Annotated in this window: 18 protein-coding genes; 1 reads left to right on the top strand and 17 read right to left on the bottom strand. The window is 63.2% G+C overall.

Features of this window, described 5'->3' with window-relative positions; all coding sequences use genetic code 11:
* Positions 1 to 21 precede the first annotated feature (21 nt).
* From M2267_RS26840 to M2267_RS26775, 14 genes are all read right to left on the bottom strand, one after another.
* Positions 22 to 1,104 carry an ABC transporter ATP-binding protein gene (locus tag M2267_RS26840; protein WP_429118808.1) on the bottom strand — a complete coding sequence of 361 codons (1,083 nt, stop codon included), beginning with the start codon at positions 1,102 to 1,104 and terminating at the stop codon, positions 22 to 24.
* A 3-nt stretch (positions 1,105 to 1,107) separates the two neighbouring features.
* Positions 1,108 to 2,154 (bottom strand): NAD(P)-dependent alcohol dehydrogenase, encoded by a 1,047-nt coding sequence (locus M2267_RS26835; protein WP_429118806.1) that lies wholly within the window; start codon positions 2,152 to 2,154, stop codon positions 1,108 to 1,110.
* A 17-nt stretch (positions 2,155 to 2,171) separates the two neighbouring features.
* Entirely contained in the window at positions 2,172 to 2,993 is an 822-nt protein-coding gene (locus M2267_RS26830; protein WP_043612250.1) for a carbohydrate ABC transporter permease, read from the bottom strand.
* Positions 2,993 to 3,853, bottom strand: a complete 861-nt coding sequence (locus M2267_RS26825; RefSeq protein WP_429118803.1) for a carbohydrate ABC transporter permease — start codon at positions 3,851 to 3,853, stop codon at positions 2,993 to 2,995. Before M2267_RS26825 ends, M2267_RS26830 begins: the two co-directional genes overlap by 1 nt.
* A gap of 96 nt (positions 3,854 to 3,949) precedes the next feature.
* Positions 3,950 to 5,227, bottom strand: coding sequence for an ABC transporter substrate-binding protein (locus tag M2267_RS26820; protein WP_043612246.1), 1,278 nt, complete (start codon positions 5,225 to 5,227; stop codon positions 3,950 to 3,952).
* 228 nt (positions 5,228 to 5,455) lie between these two features.
* Positions 5,456 to 6,388 carry a helix-turn-helix domain-containing protein gene (locus M2267_RS26815; protein ID WP_052201596.1) on the bottom strand — a complete coding sequence of 311 codons (933 nt, stop codon included), beginning with the start codon at positions 6,386 to 6,388 and terminating at the stop codon, positions 5,456 to 5,458.
* Positions 6,389 to 6,485: 97 nt separating this feature from the next.
* Positions 6,486 to 7,718 (bottom strand): peptidase T, encoded by a 1,233-nt coding sequence (gene pepT, locus M2267_RS26810; protein ID WP_429118799.1) that lies wholly within the window; start codon positions 7,716 to 7,718, stop codon positions 6,486 to 6,488.
* Positions 7,719 to 7,874: 156 nt separating this feature from the next.
* Positions 7,875 to 8,687 (bottom strand): 4-hydroxy-2-oxoheptanedioate aldolase, encoded by an 813-nt coding sequence (gene hpaI, locus M2267_RS26805; protein ID WP_429118796.1) that lies wholly within the window; start codon positions 8,685 to 8,687, stop codon positions 7,875 to 7,877.
* 8 nt (positions 8,688 to 8,695) lie between these two features.
* Positions 8,696 to 9,499 (bottom strand): 2-oxo-hept-4-ene-1,7-dioate hydratase, encoded by an 804-nt coding sequence (hpaH, locus tag M2267_RS26800; protein ID WP_429118793.1) that lies wholly within the window; start codon positions 9,497 to 9,499, stop codon positions 8,696 to 8,698.
* Positions 9,500 to 9,502: 3 nt separating this feature from the next.
* Positions 9,503 to 10,372, bottom strand: coding sequence for a fumarylacetoacetate hydrolase family protein (locus M2267_RS26795; protein WP_429118790.1), 870 nt, complete (start codon positions 10,370 to 10,372; stop codon positions 9,503 to 9,505).
* Positions 10,369 to 11,805 carry a pyridoxal phosphate-dependent decarboxylase family protein gene (locus M2267_RS26790; protein WP_429118788.1) on the bottom strand — a complete coding sequence of 479 codons (1,437 nt, stop codon included), beginning with the start codon at positions 11,803 to 11,805 and terminating at the stop codon, positions 10,369 to 10,371. The genes M2267_RS26795 and M2267_RS26790 overlap by 4 nt, the downstream gene beginning before the upstream one ends.
* A 46-nt stretch (positions 11,806 to 11,851) precedes the next feature.
* Complete coding sequence (hpaD, locus tag M2267_RS26785; protein ID WP_429118785.1) at positions 11,852 to 12,832, bottom strand: 3,4-dihydroxyphenylacetate 2,3-dioxygenase; 981 nt, start codon at positions 12,830 to 12,832, stop codon at positions 11,852 to 11,854.
* A gap of 34 nt (positions 12,833 to 12,866) precedes the next feature.
* Entirely contained in the window at positions 12,867 to 14,384 is a 1,518-nt protein-coding gene (gene hpaE / locus M2267_RS26780) for a 5-carboxymethyl-2-hydroxymuconate semialdehyde dehydrogenase (protein ID WP_429118782.1), read from the bottom strand.
* Between the two features lie 67 nt (positions 14,385 to 14,451).
* The gene (locus M2267_RS26775; protein WP_429118780.1) at positions 14,452 to 14,844 is read right to left on the bottom strand and encodes a 5-carboxymethyl-2-hydroxymuconate Delta-isomerase; all 393 of its coding nucleotides are present in this window, start codon (positions 14,842 to 14,844) and stop codon (positions 14,452 to 14,454) included.
* Positions 14,845 to 14,952: 108 nt separating this feature from the next.
* Between M2267_RS26775 and hpaR the strand changes: the two genes are divergently transcribed.
* Positions 14,953 to 15,441, top strand: a complete 489-nt coding sequence (hpaR, locus tag M2267_RS26770) for a homoprotocatechuate degradation operon regulator HpaR (RefSeq protein WP_429118777.1) — start codon at positions 14,953 to 14,955, stop codon at positions 15,439 to 15,441.
* Between the two features lie 20 nt (positions 15,442 to 15,461).
* Here hpaR and M2267_RS26765 read toward each other — a convergent pair whose 3' ends face one another.
* The 3 genes from M2267_RS26765 to M2267_RS26755 are packed head-to-tail and all read right to left on the bottom strand — an operon-like array spanning position 15,462 to position 19,122.
* Positions 15,462 to 16,472 carry a phosphotransferase enzyme family protein gene (locus M2267_RS26765; RefSeq protein ID WP_429118774.1) on the bottom strand — a complete coding sequence of 337 codons (1,011 nt, stop codon included), beginning with the start codon at positions 16,470 to 16,472 and terminating at the stop codon, positions 15,462 to 15,464.
* 7 nt (positions 16,473 to 16,479) lie between these two features.
* Positions 16,480 to 17,763, bottom strand: coding sequence for an aspartate aminotransferase family protein (locus M2267_RS26760; protein WP_429118772.1), 1,284 nt, complete (start codon positions 17,761 to 17,763; stop codon positions 16,480 to 16,482).
* 3 nt (positions 17,764 to 17,766) lie between these two features.
* Positions 17,767 to 19,122, bottom strand: a complete 1,356-nt coding sequence (locus M2267_RS26755) for an aspartate aminotransferase family protein (protein ID WP_429118770.1) — start codon at positions 19,120 to 19,122, stop codon at positions 17,767 to 17,769.
* Positions 19,123 to 19,124 lie beyond the last annotated feature (2 nt).

The raw sequence follows: 19,124 nt of genomic DNA, 5'->3' as shown, positions 1-19,124 counted from the left end.
GGCAGGGCTGTTGCTTGCCGCTCACCTGTTCAGCACCGAGAGACCGCTCTCCCGGTCAAACAGGTGCAAGCCGTCTGGCTCGATTGCGAAGGATACGGTTTCCCCCGGCCTGGGGCAGCCGCTGGCCTTGACCAGTGCGCCGATTTCCTTGCCGGCAAACAGGAAGGTCACGAGCGCGTCGTTGCCATGAAACTCGACTAGGTCGGCGATGCCCTCGATACGATTGAGCCCGCTTTCCGCCGGCGCCAGGTCGGCGGGACGTATGCCCAGCACTAGCGTCTGGCCATGGCGAAGCGTGAACCTGTCGTCCGAGATCGCGAAGCTGCCGCCCGCACTGCGCAACAGCCAGCCGCCTTCGGTCTTTTCGGCCGTCACGTCGATGAAATTCATGTTGGGTGTGCCGATAAAGCCGGCGACGAAGAGCGTGCGCGGGCGTTCGTATATCTCGGCGGGCGTTCCGACCTGCTCGATCGCGCCACCCTTCATCAGGACGATCCGGTCGGCAAGTGTCATCGCCTCCAACTGGTCGTGGGTCACATAGATCGTCGTGGTCTTCAGCTTCTGGTGCAGCCGGGCGATCTCGACCCGCATGTGATTGCGCAGCTTCGCGTCGAGATTGGAGAGCGGCTCGTCGAACAGGAAGACGCGCGGCGTCTTGATCATGGCGCGGGCGATGGCCACACGCTGCTGCTGTCCACCCGAAAGTTCGGTCGGCTTGCGGGAGAGATAGGGCACCAGCCCAAGCGTTGCCGATACAGCGCGAATGCGCGTATCGATCTCCGCCTTCGGTACCTTCATGCGCTTTAGCCCGAAAGCGATATTGTCGTAGATCGTCATGTGTGGGTAGAGCGCATAGTTCTGGAAGACCATGGCGACCCCGCGGTCGCGAGGCGGCAGGTCGTTGACCGCCCGCCCGCCGATCGAGACGATGCCGCCGGAGATATCCTCAAGGCCGGCAATCATGCGCAGCAGCGTGGACTTGCCGCAGCCGGATGGACCGAGAAACACGATGAATTCATGATCGGCGACATCGAGGTTGAAATCCTTGATGACATCAACGGCGCCGTATTGCTTATCGACGTTGGAGCAGACGATGTTCGCCATGGCTCAATCCTTCCCACTGTCCATGCGGATCTGCAGCTTGATATCCGTCGGCCGGGCAGAAGCAGCGCGCTCGAACGCCTTGATGCTGTCTTCGAAACGAAAGGTTTCGGTGATCAGCGGCTTCAGGTCGACCTTGCCGGACGCGATCAATTGCAGGGCTCGGTCGAAAATGTTGGCGTAGCGAAACACGGTCTCGATGCGGACCTCCTTGGAGATCGCGCCCGGTACGTCGAACTGGACGGCTTCGACCGGCAGCCCCACCAGCACCACGGCACCGCCGGGGCGCACCAGATCGAAAATCCTCGAAAAGGCCTTGGCGCTGCCGCTTGCTTCGAAGACGACATCGGCGCCCCAGCCACCGGTCTCGGCAGCGACCACGTCGGCAAAGGCTTGTTCGGCGATGTTGACCGGGGTGATGCCCGGATATTGTGCTGCGATGGCCAGTTTCTCGGCGCTGAAATCGGAGATGAAGACGCGGCTGCAGCCGCCGGCAAGGGCCGCAAGCGCCACCATGATGCCGATCGGCCCGCAGCCGATGACCGCGGCGACATCTCCGGGTGCGATCCGGGCGCGGGCGGCCGCCTGCATGCCGATGGCGAAGGGCTCGACCATCGCGCCCTCGGCAAACGAGACGTTCTCTGGAAGCTTGTAGGTAAAGGCGGCCGGGTGGATGGCGAAAGGCGTCAATACGCCATGGACCGGCGGGGTTGCCCAGAAACGCACCTTGGGATCGACATTGTAGATGCCGAGCTTGGAGGCACGGGACGAAAGATCCGGAACACCCGGTTCCATGCAGACGCGGTCGCCGACGTCGAGCGTTTCGACATTGCTGCCGACCGCGACGACGGTGCCGGCGGCCTCATGGCCGAGCACCATCGGCTCGCGCACCACATAGGGGCCGATAGCGCCGTGGGTGTAGTAGTGCACGTCGCTGCCGCAGACGCCGACCGTGTGGATGGCGATCTTGACGTCATCGGGGCCGAGTTCGAGCGGGAGATCGATCTCCCGGAGCGCGAGCTTGCCTTGTTGCTCGAGGACCAACGCTTGCATGAAGGATTTCCTTGTTTCTACTGTGTCTTGCGCTTGAAGGCGCTGTTGAGCATGCCGCTTAAGACCCCGATGAAGAGCAGCGGCGGGATGGAGAGCAGCACGACGGATGCGTTGAGGATGCCCCAGGGCACGTCGCGACCGAGCTGCGTCAGCTCCGAGGCGACGATCGGCAGCGTCTTTGCGTCCGACGTCGTCAGCATCAGCGCGATCAGGAACTCGTTCCAGACGAGCACGAAGGCAAAGGCGACAGCGCCGATCAGCGACCGAAGGGCAATCGGCAGCGCGATCAGGAAGAAGATCGCATAAGGACCGTAGCCATCGACGCGGGCAGCCTCCTCGACTTCCTTCGGCACCCGCGCAAAGGCCGGGACGCTCAGCCAGATGATGGTCGCGAGCGTCAGCAACGAATAGGTGACGATCATCGACAGGCGCGTGTCGTAAAACCCGAAATCGAGCCAGATCACCATCAGTGGAATGGCGATCGCCACCGGCGGCAGGAAGCGCAGCGACAGAACGAAGAACTGGATGTCACGGGACCACCGGTTGGGGTAGCGCGCGATTGCATAGGCGGCCGGCAGGCCGAGGACGGCACCGATCAGCACCGCGGCGGCCGATATCAGCAGCGAATTGACGAGGCCGGCAAAGACGCTTTCGCGACTGAGCACATAGGCGAAGTTGTCGAGCGTTGGCTCGAAGATGAAGAGCGGTGTCGGGGTGACGATATCGACGCGGTTCTTGAAGGCGTTGAGTGTCGTCCAGACCATCGGGAAGACGGCGGAGAAGGCGGCGAGGCCAAGGATCAGCCGGCCGATGAGACGGCCAATGGTGTGAGCGGTCATCACTGAACCCTCTTCCAGATGAAGGTGAAGGCGATCGAGGTGGCGATCATCATCAGAACCGCCATGCTGGAGGCATAGGAGATGCGGCCGGACTCGATGAAGCCTTGCGAGAAGGCGTACATGTCGAGCGTTTCGGTCGCGATCCCTGGGCCGCCGCGGGTCATGACATAGATCAGGTCGAAGGCGCGCAGCGACTCGATCATCTTGACGAAGGCAAGCGAGATCAGCGGCGCCTTCAGCATCGGCAGCGCGATGAAGGCATAGATCTCCCAGGTCCGAGCATGGTCGAGTTTTGCGGCCTCGAACGGCTGCGGTGGCAAAGTCTCTAGCAGTTTCAGAACGATGACAGCGAAGAACAGGCCCCATTGCCAAACGTCGACCAGCGCGACGGTCGCAAGTGCAGTCGCCGGATTGGAGAGCAGGTCGAGCGGCTGGCCAGTAATCGCCTTGTAGGGGTAGGTGGCGATGCCATAGAGCGGATGGAAGGCGAACTTCCAGACGAAGGCGGCCGATACCCGCGGCAGGATGACCGGCACCAGAAACAGAAGCGCCAGCAGATTGCGCGTGCGCGGCGAGACGCATTCGAACAGCAGGATGCCAAGGCCGACGGCGATCAGGAGCGTCATGCCGACGGTCACCGCTTCCCAGGTAAGAGAGACGCCGATGGCGTTGATGAAGCGCCGATCCGAGAACAGGTCGATGTAGTTGGCAAAGCCGATAAGATTGCCGTCGGGACGACTGAGCTCCCGGTTCTGGAAGGAAATGTAGATCGCATAAGCCGTCGGCACGAGGGCGAGAACGGCGAGGATCCCCATGGCCGGGGTGAGGAACACCGCCGGCAGGTTGTTTTTTTGGCTCATGTCATGACGTCCTGCGGCTGAACGCGAAACGCGCCACCGATGGTGCGGTGGGCCACCGACCGGCCTTCCGCCTGCCGATGGCCCTGGGAGGAACGGTTACTGGCTGCGGGCAACCAAGTCCTTGGCAAAGCCGTCGAGCTCGTCGAGGCCTTCCTTGATGTCGGTGCGCGTTCCGGTGATCAGCTCCTCGAGGATGATGCCCCAGCGGTCGCCAAGATCAGGCCATTGCGGGTTCTGCCAGAAGTTGACGGCGGTGACCTTGCCGGTATCGGCGAGCGCCTGGCCGAGATCGGGGCCGTAGAGTTCGGCGAATTTCGGGCTGGTCATGATGCTGGTGCGATTGAGTTCGCTAAACTGTCCAGCTTCGAGCCGCCGGGCCTCGTTTTCCTTCGATGTCGCCCAAGCTACGAACAGACCGGCGCAGGCCTTGGATGCCTCGTCCTTGTTGGCCTTCATGCCGATCGCGAGACCATGGCCGTAGCCGCCGCCCGTCAGCGGTGCCGGAGGCGGCAGGTAGCCGACCTTGCCGGCGACCTTGGAGGATTTCGGATCGATCGCCATACCGACCAGCGGCGTGGATTCGATCAGCATCGCCACCTGGCCGGAGGTAAAGGCGCCGACCGCTTCGTCCCAGCCGCCGGTCTGGCTGCCCGGTGCCGAGTACTTGAAGAGTTCGAGATAGGTCTCGGTCGCCTTGACCGCCTGTTCGCCGTCAAAAACCGGCGTCTTGCCGTCGAACCAGTTGCCGCCAAAGCCCTTGAAAAATGGCATCCAGCGCCAGACATTGGCGCCCGAGCCGCGCTGGCCGCGAAGAGCTGTGCCGTAGATGCCCTGGTCGGGCTGATTGAGCTTCTTCACTGCGGCAACATATTCGTCGAGCGTCTTCGGCGGCGTAATGCCAGCGGCCTCGAGCAGGTCCTTGCGATAGACCATCAGGTCGCCGCCGCCGGTGACCGGCGCAAACCAGACCTTGCCGTCATAGGTCGCAACCTTCTGCCGGCCCGGATCGAAATCGGCATAGTCGTATTCCGCCGGATAATAATCCGTCAGCGGCGCGACCCAGCCGGCCGACGCAAACAGCGCCACATTGGCTTCGTCGATGTAGTAGACGTTGTATTTGCCGATGGTCGAGGCGTCGGCCTTGGTCTTGGCGCGCCGATCGTTTTCGTTGAGATAGTCGATCTCGAAGGATGCGCCGCCGGATAGCTTCTCGAATTCGGACTTGTAGTCCTCAAGCAGCGTCAGCCCGTCGCGGGGCTGGGCCAGCACCTTGATCGTGCCGGAGCATTCGGCCGCGACCGCAAGAGTCGTCAGGCCGGTGGAAAAAAGGCATGCAAAGGCGATGCTCGAAACGAGCGTTTTGGCTTTAGTCATTGTGAAAAGACCTCCCCAGGTCTGCGATGCGCGCCGGATACTCCTCAGGTCCGGTGCGTCTCCTAATAGCGAACCGTTTCGCTGATCCTGATGATAGACCTTACACTCCGCCGAACTAGCGTGCCCGATGCGGCGATTCTATACTTTCATGCGCCATTCCGCCCGCAAAGGACTATTTGCAGCGCAGCAAAATGCAAGGATTCATCGTTGGCGTCCGAACGTGGCGCCCTAAGAGCGGGACGTACGACGCTGGCCTGTCAGCCGCCGGTAGGCCGACGGCGTCATCTTGTGCTGGCGCAGAAAGGTGCGGTTGAAGTTGGAGATGTTGAGGTAACCGACTTCGAAGCAGATGTCGGTGATCGGCATGTCGGTTTCGGCCAGCAGCTTGCAGGCCTGCCAGATGCGCAGCTTGTTGACATGGTCGGTAAAGGTGTTGCCGGTGTTCTTCTTGAAGAAGCGGGAAAAGGCCGTTTCGCTCATGCCGGCCTGCCGGGCGAGATCCGCAAGATGAATGTCGGTGGCGATGTTCTCGTAGATGAAGGCGAGCGCCCGGCGCAGCGCATCGAGCGATTCCTGGTCGAGCTCCGGCGCGAATTCCGGCGAGGAGAGCAACTCGTATTCCTCAGTGTCGACGAGAAGATTAAGCAGCTGGATGAACAGCGAGAAGCGCGAAAGCCCTTTCAGATTGCCCATGCGCTCGATCAGCTCCGCGCCTTGCGCCCGCGTCTCTCCATGAAACACCAAGCCGCGCTCTGCGCGGGCGAAGAAGGCTTCGAGTTCTGCAAATTCCGGCAGTGTGTCGGTGATCTCGCGCATGCGGTCCGGATGAAACTGGATGACGATGTCGCGCCCCTCGATCACTTCGCCGGGCTCGGTGACCGTCACCCAGTCATGCGGCAGGTTGCTGCCGATGACAGTGAGATAACCCGGACCGAACTGGCCGATATGATCACCGACGAAGGCAAGGCCCGAGGCCTTGCGGATGAGATGGATTTCGATCTCCGGATGGAAGTTCCAGACGTTGCGTTCCCACGGATAATCGTCCAGACGCCAAAGGAAGGTCTCGTTGACGCCGGTAACGATGTGCTCGAAGGTCGGCGGGTTGGTTGCGAGCGAAGCGGGCTTTGCCGGCGCGCGTTTTGAGCCCCGCGCCGTACTCATTGCCTGACCCTCCTTCGCGCCGTGTCTATCGGTCGTCTCCTTTGGAGAAGGAGCGGCCGCCTATTGCACCCAAGCCGCCCCGTTTTCCGAAACTATGTCAGGCGCGCTCGGCCCAGATCTTCGCGAGTTCCACCAGCGTCTTGACGCTACGATCCATGTCCTGGCGGCTGACCCATTCGAGCGGCGAGTGGAAGGCGTGGCCGCCGGCAAAGAGGTTGGCCGAAGGCAGACCCATGTAGGACAGACGAGAGCCGTCGGTGCCGCCGCGGATGCTGCCGCGCACTGGCTGCATGCCGGCGCGGCGGATCGCCTCGATGGCATTCTCGACGATCTCCGGGTGACGGTCGAGGATGGCCTTCATGTTGCGATACTGCTCTTTGACCTCGAAGCTGTAGGTCGAGCCCGGATAAGCCGTCATCACATCCTTGACGATGCCTTCGAGCATGGCTTCCTTCGTGGCCAGGCCTGCCTCGTCGAAGTCGCGCACTATGAGGCCGAGCTGCGCCTTGTCCATTGAGCCGGTCACTCCGGTCGGATGCACGAAGCCGTTGCGGCCGTCGGTGCCCTCGGGGGATACGTCACGCGGGAGCCGGCTAATGATGTCGCCGGCGATCTTGATGGCGTTCTCCATCTTGTCCTTGGCAAAGCCCGGATGGATGGCGACGCCATGGATGACGATCTCGACGCCATCGGCGGAGAAGGTCTCGTCCTCGATATGACCCGCCGTTTCGCCATCGACCGTATAGCAGAATTCGGCACCGAGCTTCTTCAAGTCGACCTTGTCGACGCCGCGGCCGATTTCCTCGTCGGTGGTGAAGAGCAGCTTGATCGTGCCGTGCTTGATATCGGGATTGTCGACGAGCACTTGAGCGGCTGTGACGATCTCCGCAAGCCCGGCCTTGTCGTCGGCGCCGAGCAGCGTCGTGCCGTCGGTCGTGACGATGTCATTGCCGATCTGGTCGTTGAGAACCGGGTGGTCGGCGACGCGGATCACCTGCTGCGGATCGCCCTTAAGCCTGATATCGCCGCCCTGATAGTTGCTGACGATCTGCGGCTTGACGTTGGTGCCGGTGAAGTCGGGCGCCGTGTCCATGTGCGAGCACCAGCAGATGACCGGCACCGGCTTGTCCACGTTCGAAGGAATAGTGGCGTAGACATAGCCGTTCTCGTCGAGATGGGCGTCGGCAAGGCCGATCGCCAGCAATTCCTCGACGAGCACACGGCCGAGGTTCTTCTGCTTTTCCGTCGAAGGCTGCGTCTTCGACCTGGCGTCGGACTGGGTGTCGATGACGACATAACGAAGGAAGCGGTCGAGAACGGTATCGGTCATGAGCGGGATCCAATGCTGGTGAGCGTGCAACCGCTATACTCCCGCGTCACGATTCCTCAAACCGGATTCAGTCGCTGTGTGTCGAGGCCATCGGCCTAGGCTCGCATGTCTGGTCTGGTGGTTGACGAGGCGGCCTGCATCGACATCGAGAGCGCCTTAGTAAGTCCCGCTTGATCGTCCCGTCATTCCGGCATCGCTACTTCGGCCTTTGAACTCCGCGGCCAGCTTCGACGTTGCGCCGACCAGCAGGCCGACATCGTTGCCGACGGCGACGAAGGTGGCGCCGAGGTCGAGGTAGCGACGGGCGAGTGCCTGGTCGGAGGTGAGAATGCCGGCGGCTTTGCCATGCGACTGGATGGCGAGCAGCGCCGCTTCGACCGCTTCTTGCACTTCGGGCGCGCCGGGTCTGCCGAGAAAGCCCATGTCGGCGGCTAGGTCGGCAGGGCCGATGAACACGCCGTCGACGCCTTCGGTGGTCGTGATCTCGTCGAGCGCGGCAAGGCCGGCCCGGCTTTCGATCTGCACGAGCAGGCAGATCTCGTCATTGGCGGTCTGCAGATAGTCGGGGATGCGGTTGAAGGCGGACGCCCGCGCAAGGGCAGCACCCACACCGCGCACGCCGTGGGGCGGATAACGCACGGCGCGCACCAGGGCGCGGGTCTGCTCGGCGCTTTCAACCATCGGCACCAGCAGCGTCTGTGCGCCGATATCGAGGATCTGCTTGATCATCCAGGTCTCGCCGATCGGCGGGCGGACGATGGCATGGCTTGGCGAGGCCGAAAGTGCCTGGAGTTGCGCTGCCAGAAGCGGCACGTCGTTGGGCGCATGTTCGGCGTCGAGCAGCAGCCAGTCGAAGCCGGCGCCGCCGCAGATCTCGGCGGTATAGGGATTGGCGAGCGCCAGCCAGAGCCCGATCTGCGGGCGCTTCTCGGCCAGGGCCTGTTTGAACGGGTTGCGCGGAGCGGGCATGGTCGGTCCTATTCGAAGAAGCAACTGACGGTGCCCGACGGACCGAAGTCGGCGACGATGGTGTCGCCGTGACGAGCCTCGACCGGGCGGATGAAGGAACCGGCAAGCACGATCTGGCCGGTGTCGATGCGGTCGCCGTAAAGCGCCAGCCGATTGGCGAGCCAGGCGATGCCGCGGGCCGGATGGTTGAGCACGCCGGCGCCAAGCCCGGTCTCCTCCACTTCAGCATTGCGCGAGACGATCGCGCCCATCCAGCGCATGTCGATCGCATCCGGCCGCATCTGCCGGCCACCGAGTACAATGCCGGCATTGGCGGCGTTGTCCGAAATGGTGTCGACGATGGTGCGCGCCTTCTTCGTTTCGGGATCGACGCGCAGGATGCGCGTATCGAGGATTTCGAGTGCCGGCGTCACATAGTCGGTGGCGTTCAAGACGTCGAAGACGGTGACGTTGGGGCCGGCAAGCGGCGCCTTCATCACGAAGGCGATCTCGGCCTCGATGCGTGGCTGGATGAAGCGGCTGCCCGGGATACGCGCGCCATCCTCAAACAGCATGTCGTCGAACAGTACGCCGGAATCGGGGATGTCGATGTTCAGCGCATATTGCATCGCCTTGGAGGTCAGCCCGATCTTCCAGCCGATCACCCGGCGTCCGGCGGCGATCTTTTGCTTCACCCAGGCGGCCTGCACCGCATAGGCGTCGTCCATGGTCATGTCAGGATGTTGCAGCGACAGCAGGCCGGTCTGGACGCGCTCGCGTTCGGCGGTGTCGAGGGCGCTAGCTGCGGCCCCGATCTGGGATTTGTCGAGCATCGATCAGGCCTCGTCGGCAATGGGGTTGATGAGCGTGCCGATGCCTTCGGCCTCGACCTCGACGATGTCGCCGGGCTTCAGCCAGATCGGCGGATCGAAACGGGCACCGGCACCGGTCGGTGTGCCGGTGACGATAACGTCGCCGGGAACCAGCGTCGTGAAGGTCGAGACGTAGTTGATGATCTTGCGGAAGGAGAAGATCATCCGGCTGGTGCGATCCTGTTGGCGCACCTCGCCGTTCACCCGCGTTTCGAGCTTGATATCCGCAAGCTGTGCCTCATCGGTGAAGGGCACCAGCCAGGGGCCGATCGATCCCGTGCGGTCGAAATTCTTGCCCTGGGTGACATTGAACTTGGCATGGCGAACCCAGTCGCGGATCGTGCCTTCGTTTGAGAGCGACAGTGCCGCGATTTGGTCGAGCGCGCTCGCCTCGGGAATGCGGCGGCCGCCCTTGCCGATGACGATGACGATCTCGCCTTCATAGTCGAGCTGCGGGCTTTCAGGCGGGCGGATCAGCGGCTGGGCGTGACCGGTAAAGGAGCGCGGAAAGCGGATGAACAGCGACGGATTGGAAGGTGCCGCCTGCCCGTCCTTGTACTCTTCGTTGCGGTCGGGGAAGTTGACGCCGACGCAGATGATCTTTTCCGGTGCCGGCACAGGGATTTCGTACCGGATCTCGTCGAGTGAGAGGTCGGGTGTAAGGCCCGCCGCCTCGTCCACAAGCCGGGCGAGGGCACCGGCTTCGATGACTTCGCGCAAGGTCGGAAAGGTCGATCCGTGCCTTTTCGACAGATCGATGATGCCATTGCCGGAAACGACACCGTAGCCGGCTTTTCCGCCGGCCGAAAAGCTTACGAAACGGGGATGGTTCATAGCGCGGCTTCCGTGTTCTGCTGGTGTGTGTTGAGCGCGGCCGCGACTTCGGTGATCACCTCGAAGGCGGTGGTGGCATCTTCCTCCGTCATGTCGAACTGGCCCGCCTGGAAGCGGATCGCGACACGCCCGTCGACGCGGGTTTGGGTCAGGTAGATACGCCCGTCATCGTTGATCGCGTTGACCAGCGCGATGTTATGGGCGTCCGCATCGCCCTGGCTGCGATGCCGGAACGAAAACAGCGACAGCACCGGCGGCGTGACGATCTCGAAATCCTTGTGGCTGCCGAGCCGCTCCGCCAATTGTTCCGACCAGCGCACATGGTTGCGGATCATCGTCTGCAGCCCGTCGAGGCCGTGGAAGCGCAGCAGGAACCAAAGTTTCAGCGCACGGAAGCGTCGCCCGAGCGGGATCGTCCATTCGGAATAGTTGATGATGCCGTCGCGGCCGTGGGTCTTCAGATATTCCGGCTGGATCGCGAGTGTTTTCACCAGATCGCCGGGACTGCGGATGAAATGCGCCGAGCAGTCGAACTGCGCGCCCAGCCACTTGTGCGGATTGAAGACGACGGAGTCGGCGTTTTCGACGCCGGCCCAGAGGTCGCGAAATTCCTCGCAGATCATCGCGGCACCGGCCCAGGCGGCGTCCACATGGACATAGAGGCCGTGGGCATGCGCAACCCGCACCACCTCGGCGATGTCGTCGCAGGCGCCAGTGCTCGTGCCGCCGGTGCAGGCAATTACGCCCGCCGGCACGAGGCCCGCCGCCTTGTCGCGAAGGATTGCAGCTTCGAGCGCCTGGCAATCCATCGCCCGGTGCGGACCCTTTGCCGGGATACGCACGAGGTTTTCCTCGCCGATGCCCGAAGCCCAGATCGCCCGGTCGATCGAGGTATGAACCTGATCGGAGGAATAGATGCGCAGCTGCGGCTGGCCGGCGAGGCCCTTCCTGTTGCCCTGCCACCCAAGCGCCTTTTCGCGCATGACAAGCACGGCAGAGAGCGTCGCCGAGGAGGCGGAATCCTGGATTACGCCGGAAAAGCCTTCAGGCAGCCCGATCGCCTGACGCAGCCAGTCGAGCACCTTGGTCTCAAGCTCGGTCGCTGCCGGCGAGGTCTGCCAGAGCATGCATTGCGCCGCCATGGCGGTGACCAGATATTCCGCGACGACAGAGACCGGCGCGGCGTTCGCCGGGAAATAGGCGAAGAAGCGCGGATGCTGCCAATGGGTCATGCCGGGCAGGATGATCTTCTCGAAATCCTCGAAGATCGCCTGCATGTCCTCGCCTGTCTTCGGCGGCTGCGACGGGATCTGGGCGGCGATCGCGCCCGGTGCCGTCTGTGCCCGCACCGGCCGGTCGCGCAACGACGCGCGGTAGTCGGCACCCCATTGCGCTGCCTTCAGCGACCATTCTCCGAAACTTTTCTGATCCACCCTGTTCCTCCGTCAACTCTTGTGGTGCGCGCCTGCTGGCAAAACGTCAGGGCGCGACGATCGGTTGCGCCTTGAGGATCGAGTCCCTGGCTTCGGCGCCGGCGAAGGAACTGCCTTCCTCGAACCAAGATTTCGGTGCCGGCGCGCCCCAGAGCGTCTGGCGCTGCGGGTCCTTCAGGTCCCACTTGATCGGTTCGAGATCGGGATCGACGGTCTGGTAGTCGGAGCAATAGATCTCGATGCGGTGACCGTCCGGATCGCGGACATAGAGGAAGAAGGCGTTGGAGATGCCGTGCCGGCCGGGGCCGCGCTCGATGTTGGCAAGCCAGCCGGACGTCGACATCAGGTCGAGCAGGTCGATGATGTTGAGCGGCGTCGGCACCCAGAAGGCGGTGTGGTGCAGGCGCGGCCCGCGACCGTTGGTAAAGGCAATGTCGTGCACGCCGCCCTTGCGGTGGGTCCAGGCCGCCCAGAGGCGTCCCGTCTCCTCGTCGGCGGTGTACTCGGTCACGCGGAAACCGATCTCGTTGTAGAAGGCGACCGCTTCGTCGACATTGGGCGAGAAGCAGTTGAAGTGGTCGATGCGCAGCGGCTTCACGCCGCGATAAAGGGCATACTTCTGGTGGATCGGCGGCAGCCGGTCCATCTTCGAGTAGAACTCGAGCGGGATGCCCTGGGGATCACGGGTGCGAAAGGTGCGCGACTGGTAGGGACGCTCGATCCACTCGACCGGCAGGTCCTTGGCCTTGAAGAAATGCGCGGCCTTTTCGAGGTCTTCGTCACCAAAAACCTTGAAGCCGAGGTCGCGTGCTTCTGCCGATGCCGCCTTCTTGAGGATGATGCAGTGGTGGCCGCGCTCCTCCATGGCCCGCAGATAAATCGTATCCGCCGTCTCGTCGGTGACCTGCAGGCCGAGCACGTCGACATAGAAGGCGCGCGATTTGGCGAGATCGGTGACGGCGAGCTCCACATGGCTCAGCCGCACGATGTTGAAGGGCGGGTGAAGGTTCGGTTTCGGCAACGGCATTGATGTCTCCTCCAGATGTGTAGCCAGCGCGCGCTCAGCCGCCGAGCTTGGCGATCGCATGCGCCGAGCTGGCAAAGGCGATGTTCTTGGTTTCCATGTAAAAGTCGAACGACCAGTCTCCGCCGTCGCGACCAATACCCGAACTCTTGACGCCGCCGAAGGGTGTCGGCAGATGGCGCACATTCTCCGAGTTGACCCAGATCATCCCGGCTTCGAGGTGATCGGTGAAGCGGAAGGCGCGGGTGACGTCCGAGGTCCAGAGATAGCCGGTCAGGCCATATTGCGTGTCGTTGGCGAGCGACAGTGCCTCCGCCTCATCCTTGAAGGGGATGGCAGTCAGCACCGGCCCGAAGATCTCTTCCTGAGCGATACGCATGCCGTTGTTGGCGCCGGTAAAAAGTGTCGGGGTCACGTAGCAGCCGCCGCCCGGGCCTTGGAGTTTCTCGCCGCCGGCGGCAACAGTCGCCCCTTCTTCGCGGCCGATGCGGATGTAATCGAGCACCTTCTTCTCGTGCACCGGATGGATGAGCGGGCCGACCACGGTCTCGGGGTCGAGTGGATGGCCGACCTTGATGCGCTTGGCTTTTTCGGCAACCAGTGCGGTGAAGCGATCGTAGATACTGTCTTCGACGAGGAGCCGCGAAGACGAGGTGCAGCGTTCGCCGTTCAGCGAATAGATCATGAAGACGGCGGCGTCGGCGGCGCGTTCCAGATCGGCATCGGCAAAGACGATGACCGGGTTCTTGCCGCCAAGTTCGAAATGCACGCGCTTCAGCGTCTCGGCACCCTGCCGCATGATCATCGAGCCGGTGCGGCTTTCGCCGACGAAGCCGATCGCCTTGATATCCGGATGTTCGGTGAGCGCCCGCCCGGCATCTTCACCGAAGCCGTTGACGAGGTTCCACACACCCTTCGGCAGGCCCGCTTCCTCGGCGATCTCCACCAGCAGCCGCGCCGTCAGCGGTGAGAATTCCGCCGGCTTGTGGACGACCGTGCAGCCGGCGGCGAGCGCCGGGGCGATCTTCCAGGTCGACAGCATGAACGGCGTGTTCCAGGGGGTGATGATGCCGACCGGGCCGATCGGCACGCGCGTCGTCATGTTGATCTGGTTTCCGCCGCGCAGCACCTTGCCGTCGCGTGCCTCCGGCGCCCGGTCGGCGAAGAAGCGGAAGTTTTCCGCACCGCGCAGCGCAGCCTTCGCCATGAACTTCAGCGACTGTCCGGTATCCATGCACTCGACGAAAGCGATCTCCTCGGCGCGGGCGACGATCGCGTCGGCGATTTTGTGCAGGAGTTTCTTGCGTGTCTCGCCCGGCATCGCGGCCCATTCGGCGAAGGCCGCTTTCGCGGCCCTGGCGGCGCGGTCGATATCGGCTGCCTTGCCACGCGCGATCTTTGCCAGCGGCTTCAAATCGACAGGCGAAATGGTCTCGAAGGTCTCGTCATCGAGCGAAGGGACTGCCTCGCCGTTGATGTGGTTGAGCACGCCTTCGCTTTTGAAGCGGGCAAGGTAGCGTTCCGCCTTGGCGAGGTTTTCGTCGAGCTTGGACATGGTGTTCTCCGATGCTGGCGCAGACTTTCGCCGCGCACTGCTGTCTTTTTGAGGGAAACGGTCGCGCTCAGCCTTTGGAGGCGCGCAGCCTGGGGTGAATGGCGTTCTTCTTCCAGCTCAGATCCGGGTCGATCTCACGGATTTCGAGGCTGAGGGCGAAATGCGGCGTGGCGAAAAGCTCGGAAAGTTCGTCGCTCACGGCCTTGAAGATCGCCTCGCCGGTCGCCTTCTTCTCAGCCTCCGTGCGTCCGCGGCCGATGCGGAAGGACATGTCGATGAAGCCGTTCTCGGGCAGAAGATCGGCGATCGCGTAGTCGAGGCTCCGGATCGTGCGCACCCTGACGGCGCCGAGTTCGAAAAGGCCGGTGCTGAGGATCGTCCTGTGAACGGTCCGGCAAAGCCGGGCAAAGTCGACCTTGGTGTCGAGATTGCCGGAATATTCGATTGTCAGGTGCGGCATCTTTCCTCCCGATGCGCCATGATTTAATTAACACGTTAATGAAATTGGCGACTGTGTCAAGTAACTCTCTTTCAGCACTTGTGGCTGACAATTGCGGAACGACGGAAAATGTCCGATAGAGCGCTTATGAGCCGTGAGAAAACCAAGACCGATCTCGGTCCCGACGCCCTTCTGCCGCACAATACGCGCCGATCGCTGCCGATCGCGCTGCTGCGAGCGCGCGAAGCGGTCATGGCGCATTTCCGCCCGATGCTCGCCCGTCACGATATCACCGAGCAGCAGTGGCGGGTGATCCGCATCCTCGCCGAGGCCGGCCGGGTCGATGCCTCCGAAATGGCCGACAAGGCCTTCATCCTGGCGCCGAGCCTGACGCGCATCATCCGCTCGCTCGAGGAGCGTGGCCTGATCACCAAGCACAAGGACGCCGATGACGGACGCCGCGTGCTTCTGGAGATCGCGCCAGAGGGCATGCGGGTGATCGCCGATGTCAGCCCGGAAAGCCGCGCGATCTACGAGCAGCTTGAAGCTCGCTATGGCCACGAGCGCGTCGAAGTCCTGCTCGATATGCTGGACGAACTCGCCAGCCTCAACGACTGAGTGCTTCGACAGCGCCTTGATCATCGAACACCCAGTTCCTCCGCAAGCATCAGCGTCTCGTCGGCGTAGCGGCGGACGCGCTCGCGGGCGCCCGGCAATTCCGGTCGTGCGGCAAACCAGCCGATATAGGTGAGGCTGCGAAGCACGAGAAAAAGCGGCAGGTGGGAGAGCGCTTCGTCCGGCAGGGCACGGCGGATGCGATAGCCTGAGATCAGCGCGGATTGGATCGCCTCGTACGCCGGCTCGCGGCGGTTCTTTAACAGAGCGGTGGCGATGTCGAACAGGCGAAAACCACGGCCGGCATCATCGAAATCGATAAAGGTCACGGCGTTCTCGGCGACCAGAACGTTTTCCCGAACAAGATCCGCATGGATCAGCCCAAAATCCTGAGCCGGCGTCGGCAGCGTTGCCACGTGCCGGCGGAGATCATGGCGCAAGGCCGAAAGCCTGGCCGCCTGCGCCGAAGACAGGCCGTCGCAGTCCCAGAACCTTCCCCAAAGCGGTCGCTCGCCAAGCAGGCCGTCCGCGTCCCAGGCTGGACGCCAGAACTCCGCGGGCGGCGCCCAGCGGTCGGCAATGTCGTGCATTCGGGCCATCGATGCGCCGAGTGCGGCAAAGATCGGGCTGAGCCTTTCCGGCGGAAGGGCTAGCGCTTTGCCGCTTTCGCCCAATGGTTCGCCGTCCATCCAGCCGATGACATCGGCGTGCTGCGCGGCAAACGCTCCATTTTCCGGTAGAGCGACAAGCAACCGCCCGTCCCCTGCCGTGATCGGCCGCGGCACAGCAAGACCGCCATCGCCGAGTGCTGCCATCCATTGCAGTTCCGAGCGGAGCGCATCCTCGCCGTGATAGCCGGCACGGTGCAGCCGAAGGGCTGCCGGGTGGCCATCCGCGAGCCGAACGCGAAACACCGCGTTTTCCCGGTATTTCAGCAGCTCCGGCTGCTGGTCGGCGACACCCCAATGGACGAGCGCCTGACGCGCCCGATCGTCGAGCGCATCACGAAAGAGTTTGGGAAGGTCGGCGGCCATCGTCGGCTCACAGACCCGAAAGCACGTCGTCGAGCGTCGAAAGCATGAAGTCGGCGTTGCCGCGCGTGAAGGGCATCGGTGGCCGGATCTTTGTCGTGCATTGGTGGATGCCGAGCTTGCCCATCAGGATGCCGCGGTCGCGCATGCCGTTGATTACTCGGGTCGCGAGATCGCTGGCCGGCGTTTTGGCCCCGCGGTCGGTGACGAGTTCGGCGCCGAAGAACAGGCCGCTGCCCCTGATGTCGCCGATCACCCCGTGTTTGTCCGCAAGTCGCGTTAGGCCCGCCTTGGCGTAAGAACCCACCGTGGTGGCGTTCTCGATGAGCTTCTCGTCTTCGATGACGTCGAGCACCGCCACGGCGGCAGCGCAGGATACAGGGTTGCCGCCAAAGGTGTTGAAGTAGCGAAACGCCTTGCGGAAGGCGTTGAGCGTGTCGGCACCCGCCACCACGCCACCGATCGGATGACCGTTGCCCATCGGCTTTCCGAGCGTGACGATATCGGGCACGATGCCTGCCTTCTGATGTCCCCACATATGGCCGCCGGTGCGGCCGAAGCCCGGCTGCACTTCGTCGGCTATGACGAGGCCGCCAGCTCTCCGGACGGCGGCGATGACGCCTTCGAGAAAGCCGGAGGGTAGATCTGGAAAGCCTTCATTGGCGAAAAAGGGATCGATGATCAGCGCCGAGAAACCGTGCGGGCTCTCTTCAAGCGAGGCGATCGCCTCCTCGACCTTTGCGGTGAAGGCCGCGGCAAAGGCGGCGCCCGGTTCGCGCCCAAGCGGCCGGTAGCTGTCCGGCGCCGGCACGTGGCGGACATGGCCGCCGAAACCGCCGACCGGCGGCATGCGGGTCGAAAGCTGCGACACGGCCGAGGTGTTGCCATGATAGGTATGGTCGGTGGCGATGACCCCGGTCTTGCCGGTCACGGCTTGAGCCATGCGCAGCGCCACGTCGTTCGCTTCGCTGCCGGTGCAGGTGAGGATCGCCGTGTCGAGGCTTTTGTCGAAGGTGGCGGTCAGCCGTTCGACATAGTCGAGAATGCCTTCGTGCAGGTAGCGGGTGTGGGTGTTGAGGATCGACGCCTGCCTTGCGATCGCCTCGGTCACCCGCGGGTGGCAATGACCGACATGCGGCACGTTGTTGTAGCAGTCGAGGTAACGGCGGCCGTCGGCGTCATAGAGCCAGACGCCTTCGCCACGCACCAGATGCACCGGCTCCTCGTAGAACAGCGACATGTTGCGCCCGAGCAACCGCTCGCGGCGCGCGATCAGGTCCCGATTGTCGGTCATGTCCTATCCTCTCGCGGCGGTGAGGCCGGCATCGAGAGCCGTCAGAATGCGGGCAACGTCGTTCGCAGTGATGATCAGCGGCGGCGAGAGGATGACGTTGGCGCCCGAGGTCCGCACCATGACGCCGGCGTCATAGGTCACGTCCTGCACCTTCTGCACGACGTCCTTGGCGGCACCGGTCTTCTTGTCGCGATCGGAAACCAGCTCGAGCGCACACATCAGTCCCTTGCCGCGCACGTCGCCAACCAGTTCGTGCCGATCCTTGAGTGCTTGAAGACCGGCGATCAGTTCCTCACCGCGCGCTCCGGCATTTTCCGCCACGTTCTGCTTGCGTGTCTCCTTCAGCGTCGCCAGTGCTGCCGCGGCACCCACCGGGTGGCCGGAATAGGTGTAGCCATGGCCGATCGATCCGGCGGCTGTCTTGTTGCTTTCGAACACTTGCGCGACCTTGTCGGCGATCATGACTGCGCCGAAGGGATAGTAGCCATTGGTGATCGCCTTGGCGGTCGACATGAAGTCCGGCTTCACGCCCCAAAGACGCGAGCCTGTCCAGGCGCCGGTGCGGCCGAAGGCAGTGATCACTTCGTCGGCAATCAGCAGGATGCCGTGCCGGTCGCAGATCTCGCGCATCAACGGCATGAAGGTCTCGTGCGGCACGATCACGCCGCCGGCGCCGAGCACCGGCTCCATGATCAGCGCGGCGATGGTGTCGGCGCCCTGGAAGGCGATCTCGTCTTCGAACAGCCGGGCGATCCCCTTGGCGATCGCCGCACCATCGCTCGTGTCGAAGGGGTTGCGGTATGTATAAGGCGCGGGCAAATGATAGACGCCGGGCAGGAGCGGTTCGTAGTTGCGACGGAAATTGGCGTTGCCGTTGACCGATGCGCCGCCGAAATGGGTGCCGTGATAACCCTTCTTCAGGGCGACGAACTTGGTGCGTTCCGGCTGGCCGTTGAGCTTGTGGTACTGGCGGGCAAGCCGCAGGCAGGTCTCGACGGAATCCGAACCGCCCGAGGTGAAGAAGGATCGGGTGAGGCCATCCTCGCGGAACCACTCGGCGAGCTCGTAGGAAAGCTCGATCAGCGGCGAGTTGGTGGTGCCGCGGAAGGTCGAATAGTAGGGCAGGTCGTCGAGCTGGCGGCGGATCGCTTCCTTCACCGGTTCGCAGGAATAGCCGAGATTGACGTTCCAGAGGCCGCCGACGGCGTCGAGCACCTTCTTGCCGTGGATGTCGACGATCTCGACGCCTTCGCCGGCATTGATGATGCGCGGCGGCGTTGCCTGCATCTCGGCCGGATGCGCCATGGGATGCCAGAGGTGGCGGGCGTTGTTCTCGATGAGGAAGTTGGTTTCGCGCATGA

Origin of the sequence: Ensifer sp. KUDG1 (assembly GCF_050434285.1) — a bacterium.
Classification (GTDB): domain Bacteria; phylum Pseudomonadota; class Alphaproteobacteria; order Rhizobiales; family Rhizobiaceae; genus Ensifer.
Note: the sequence above shows the minus strand (reverse complement) of the source record. Positions and strands in the feature narration are given on the sequence as shown.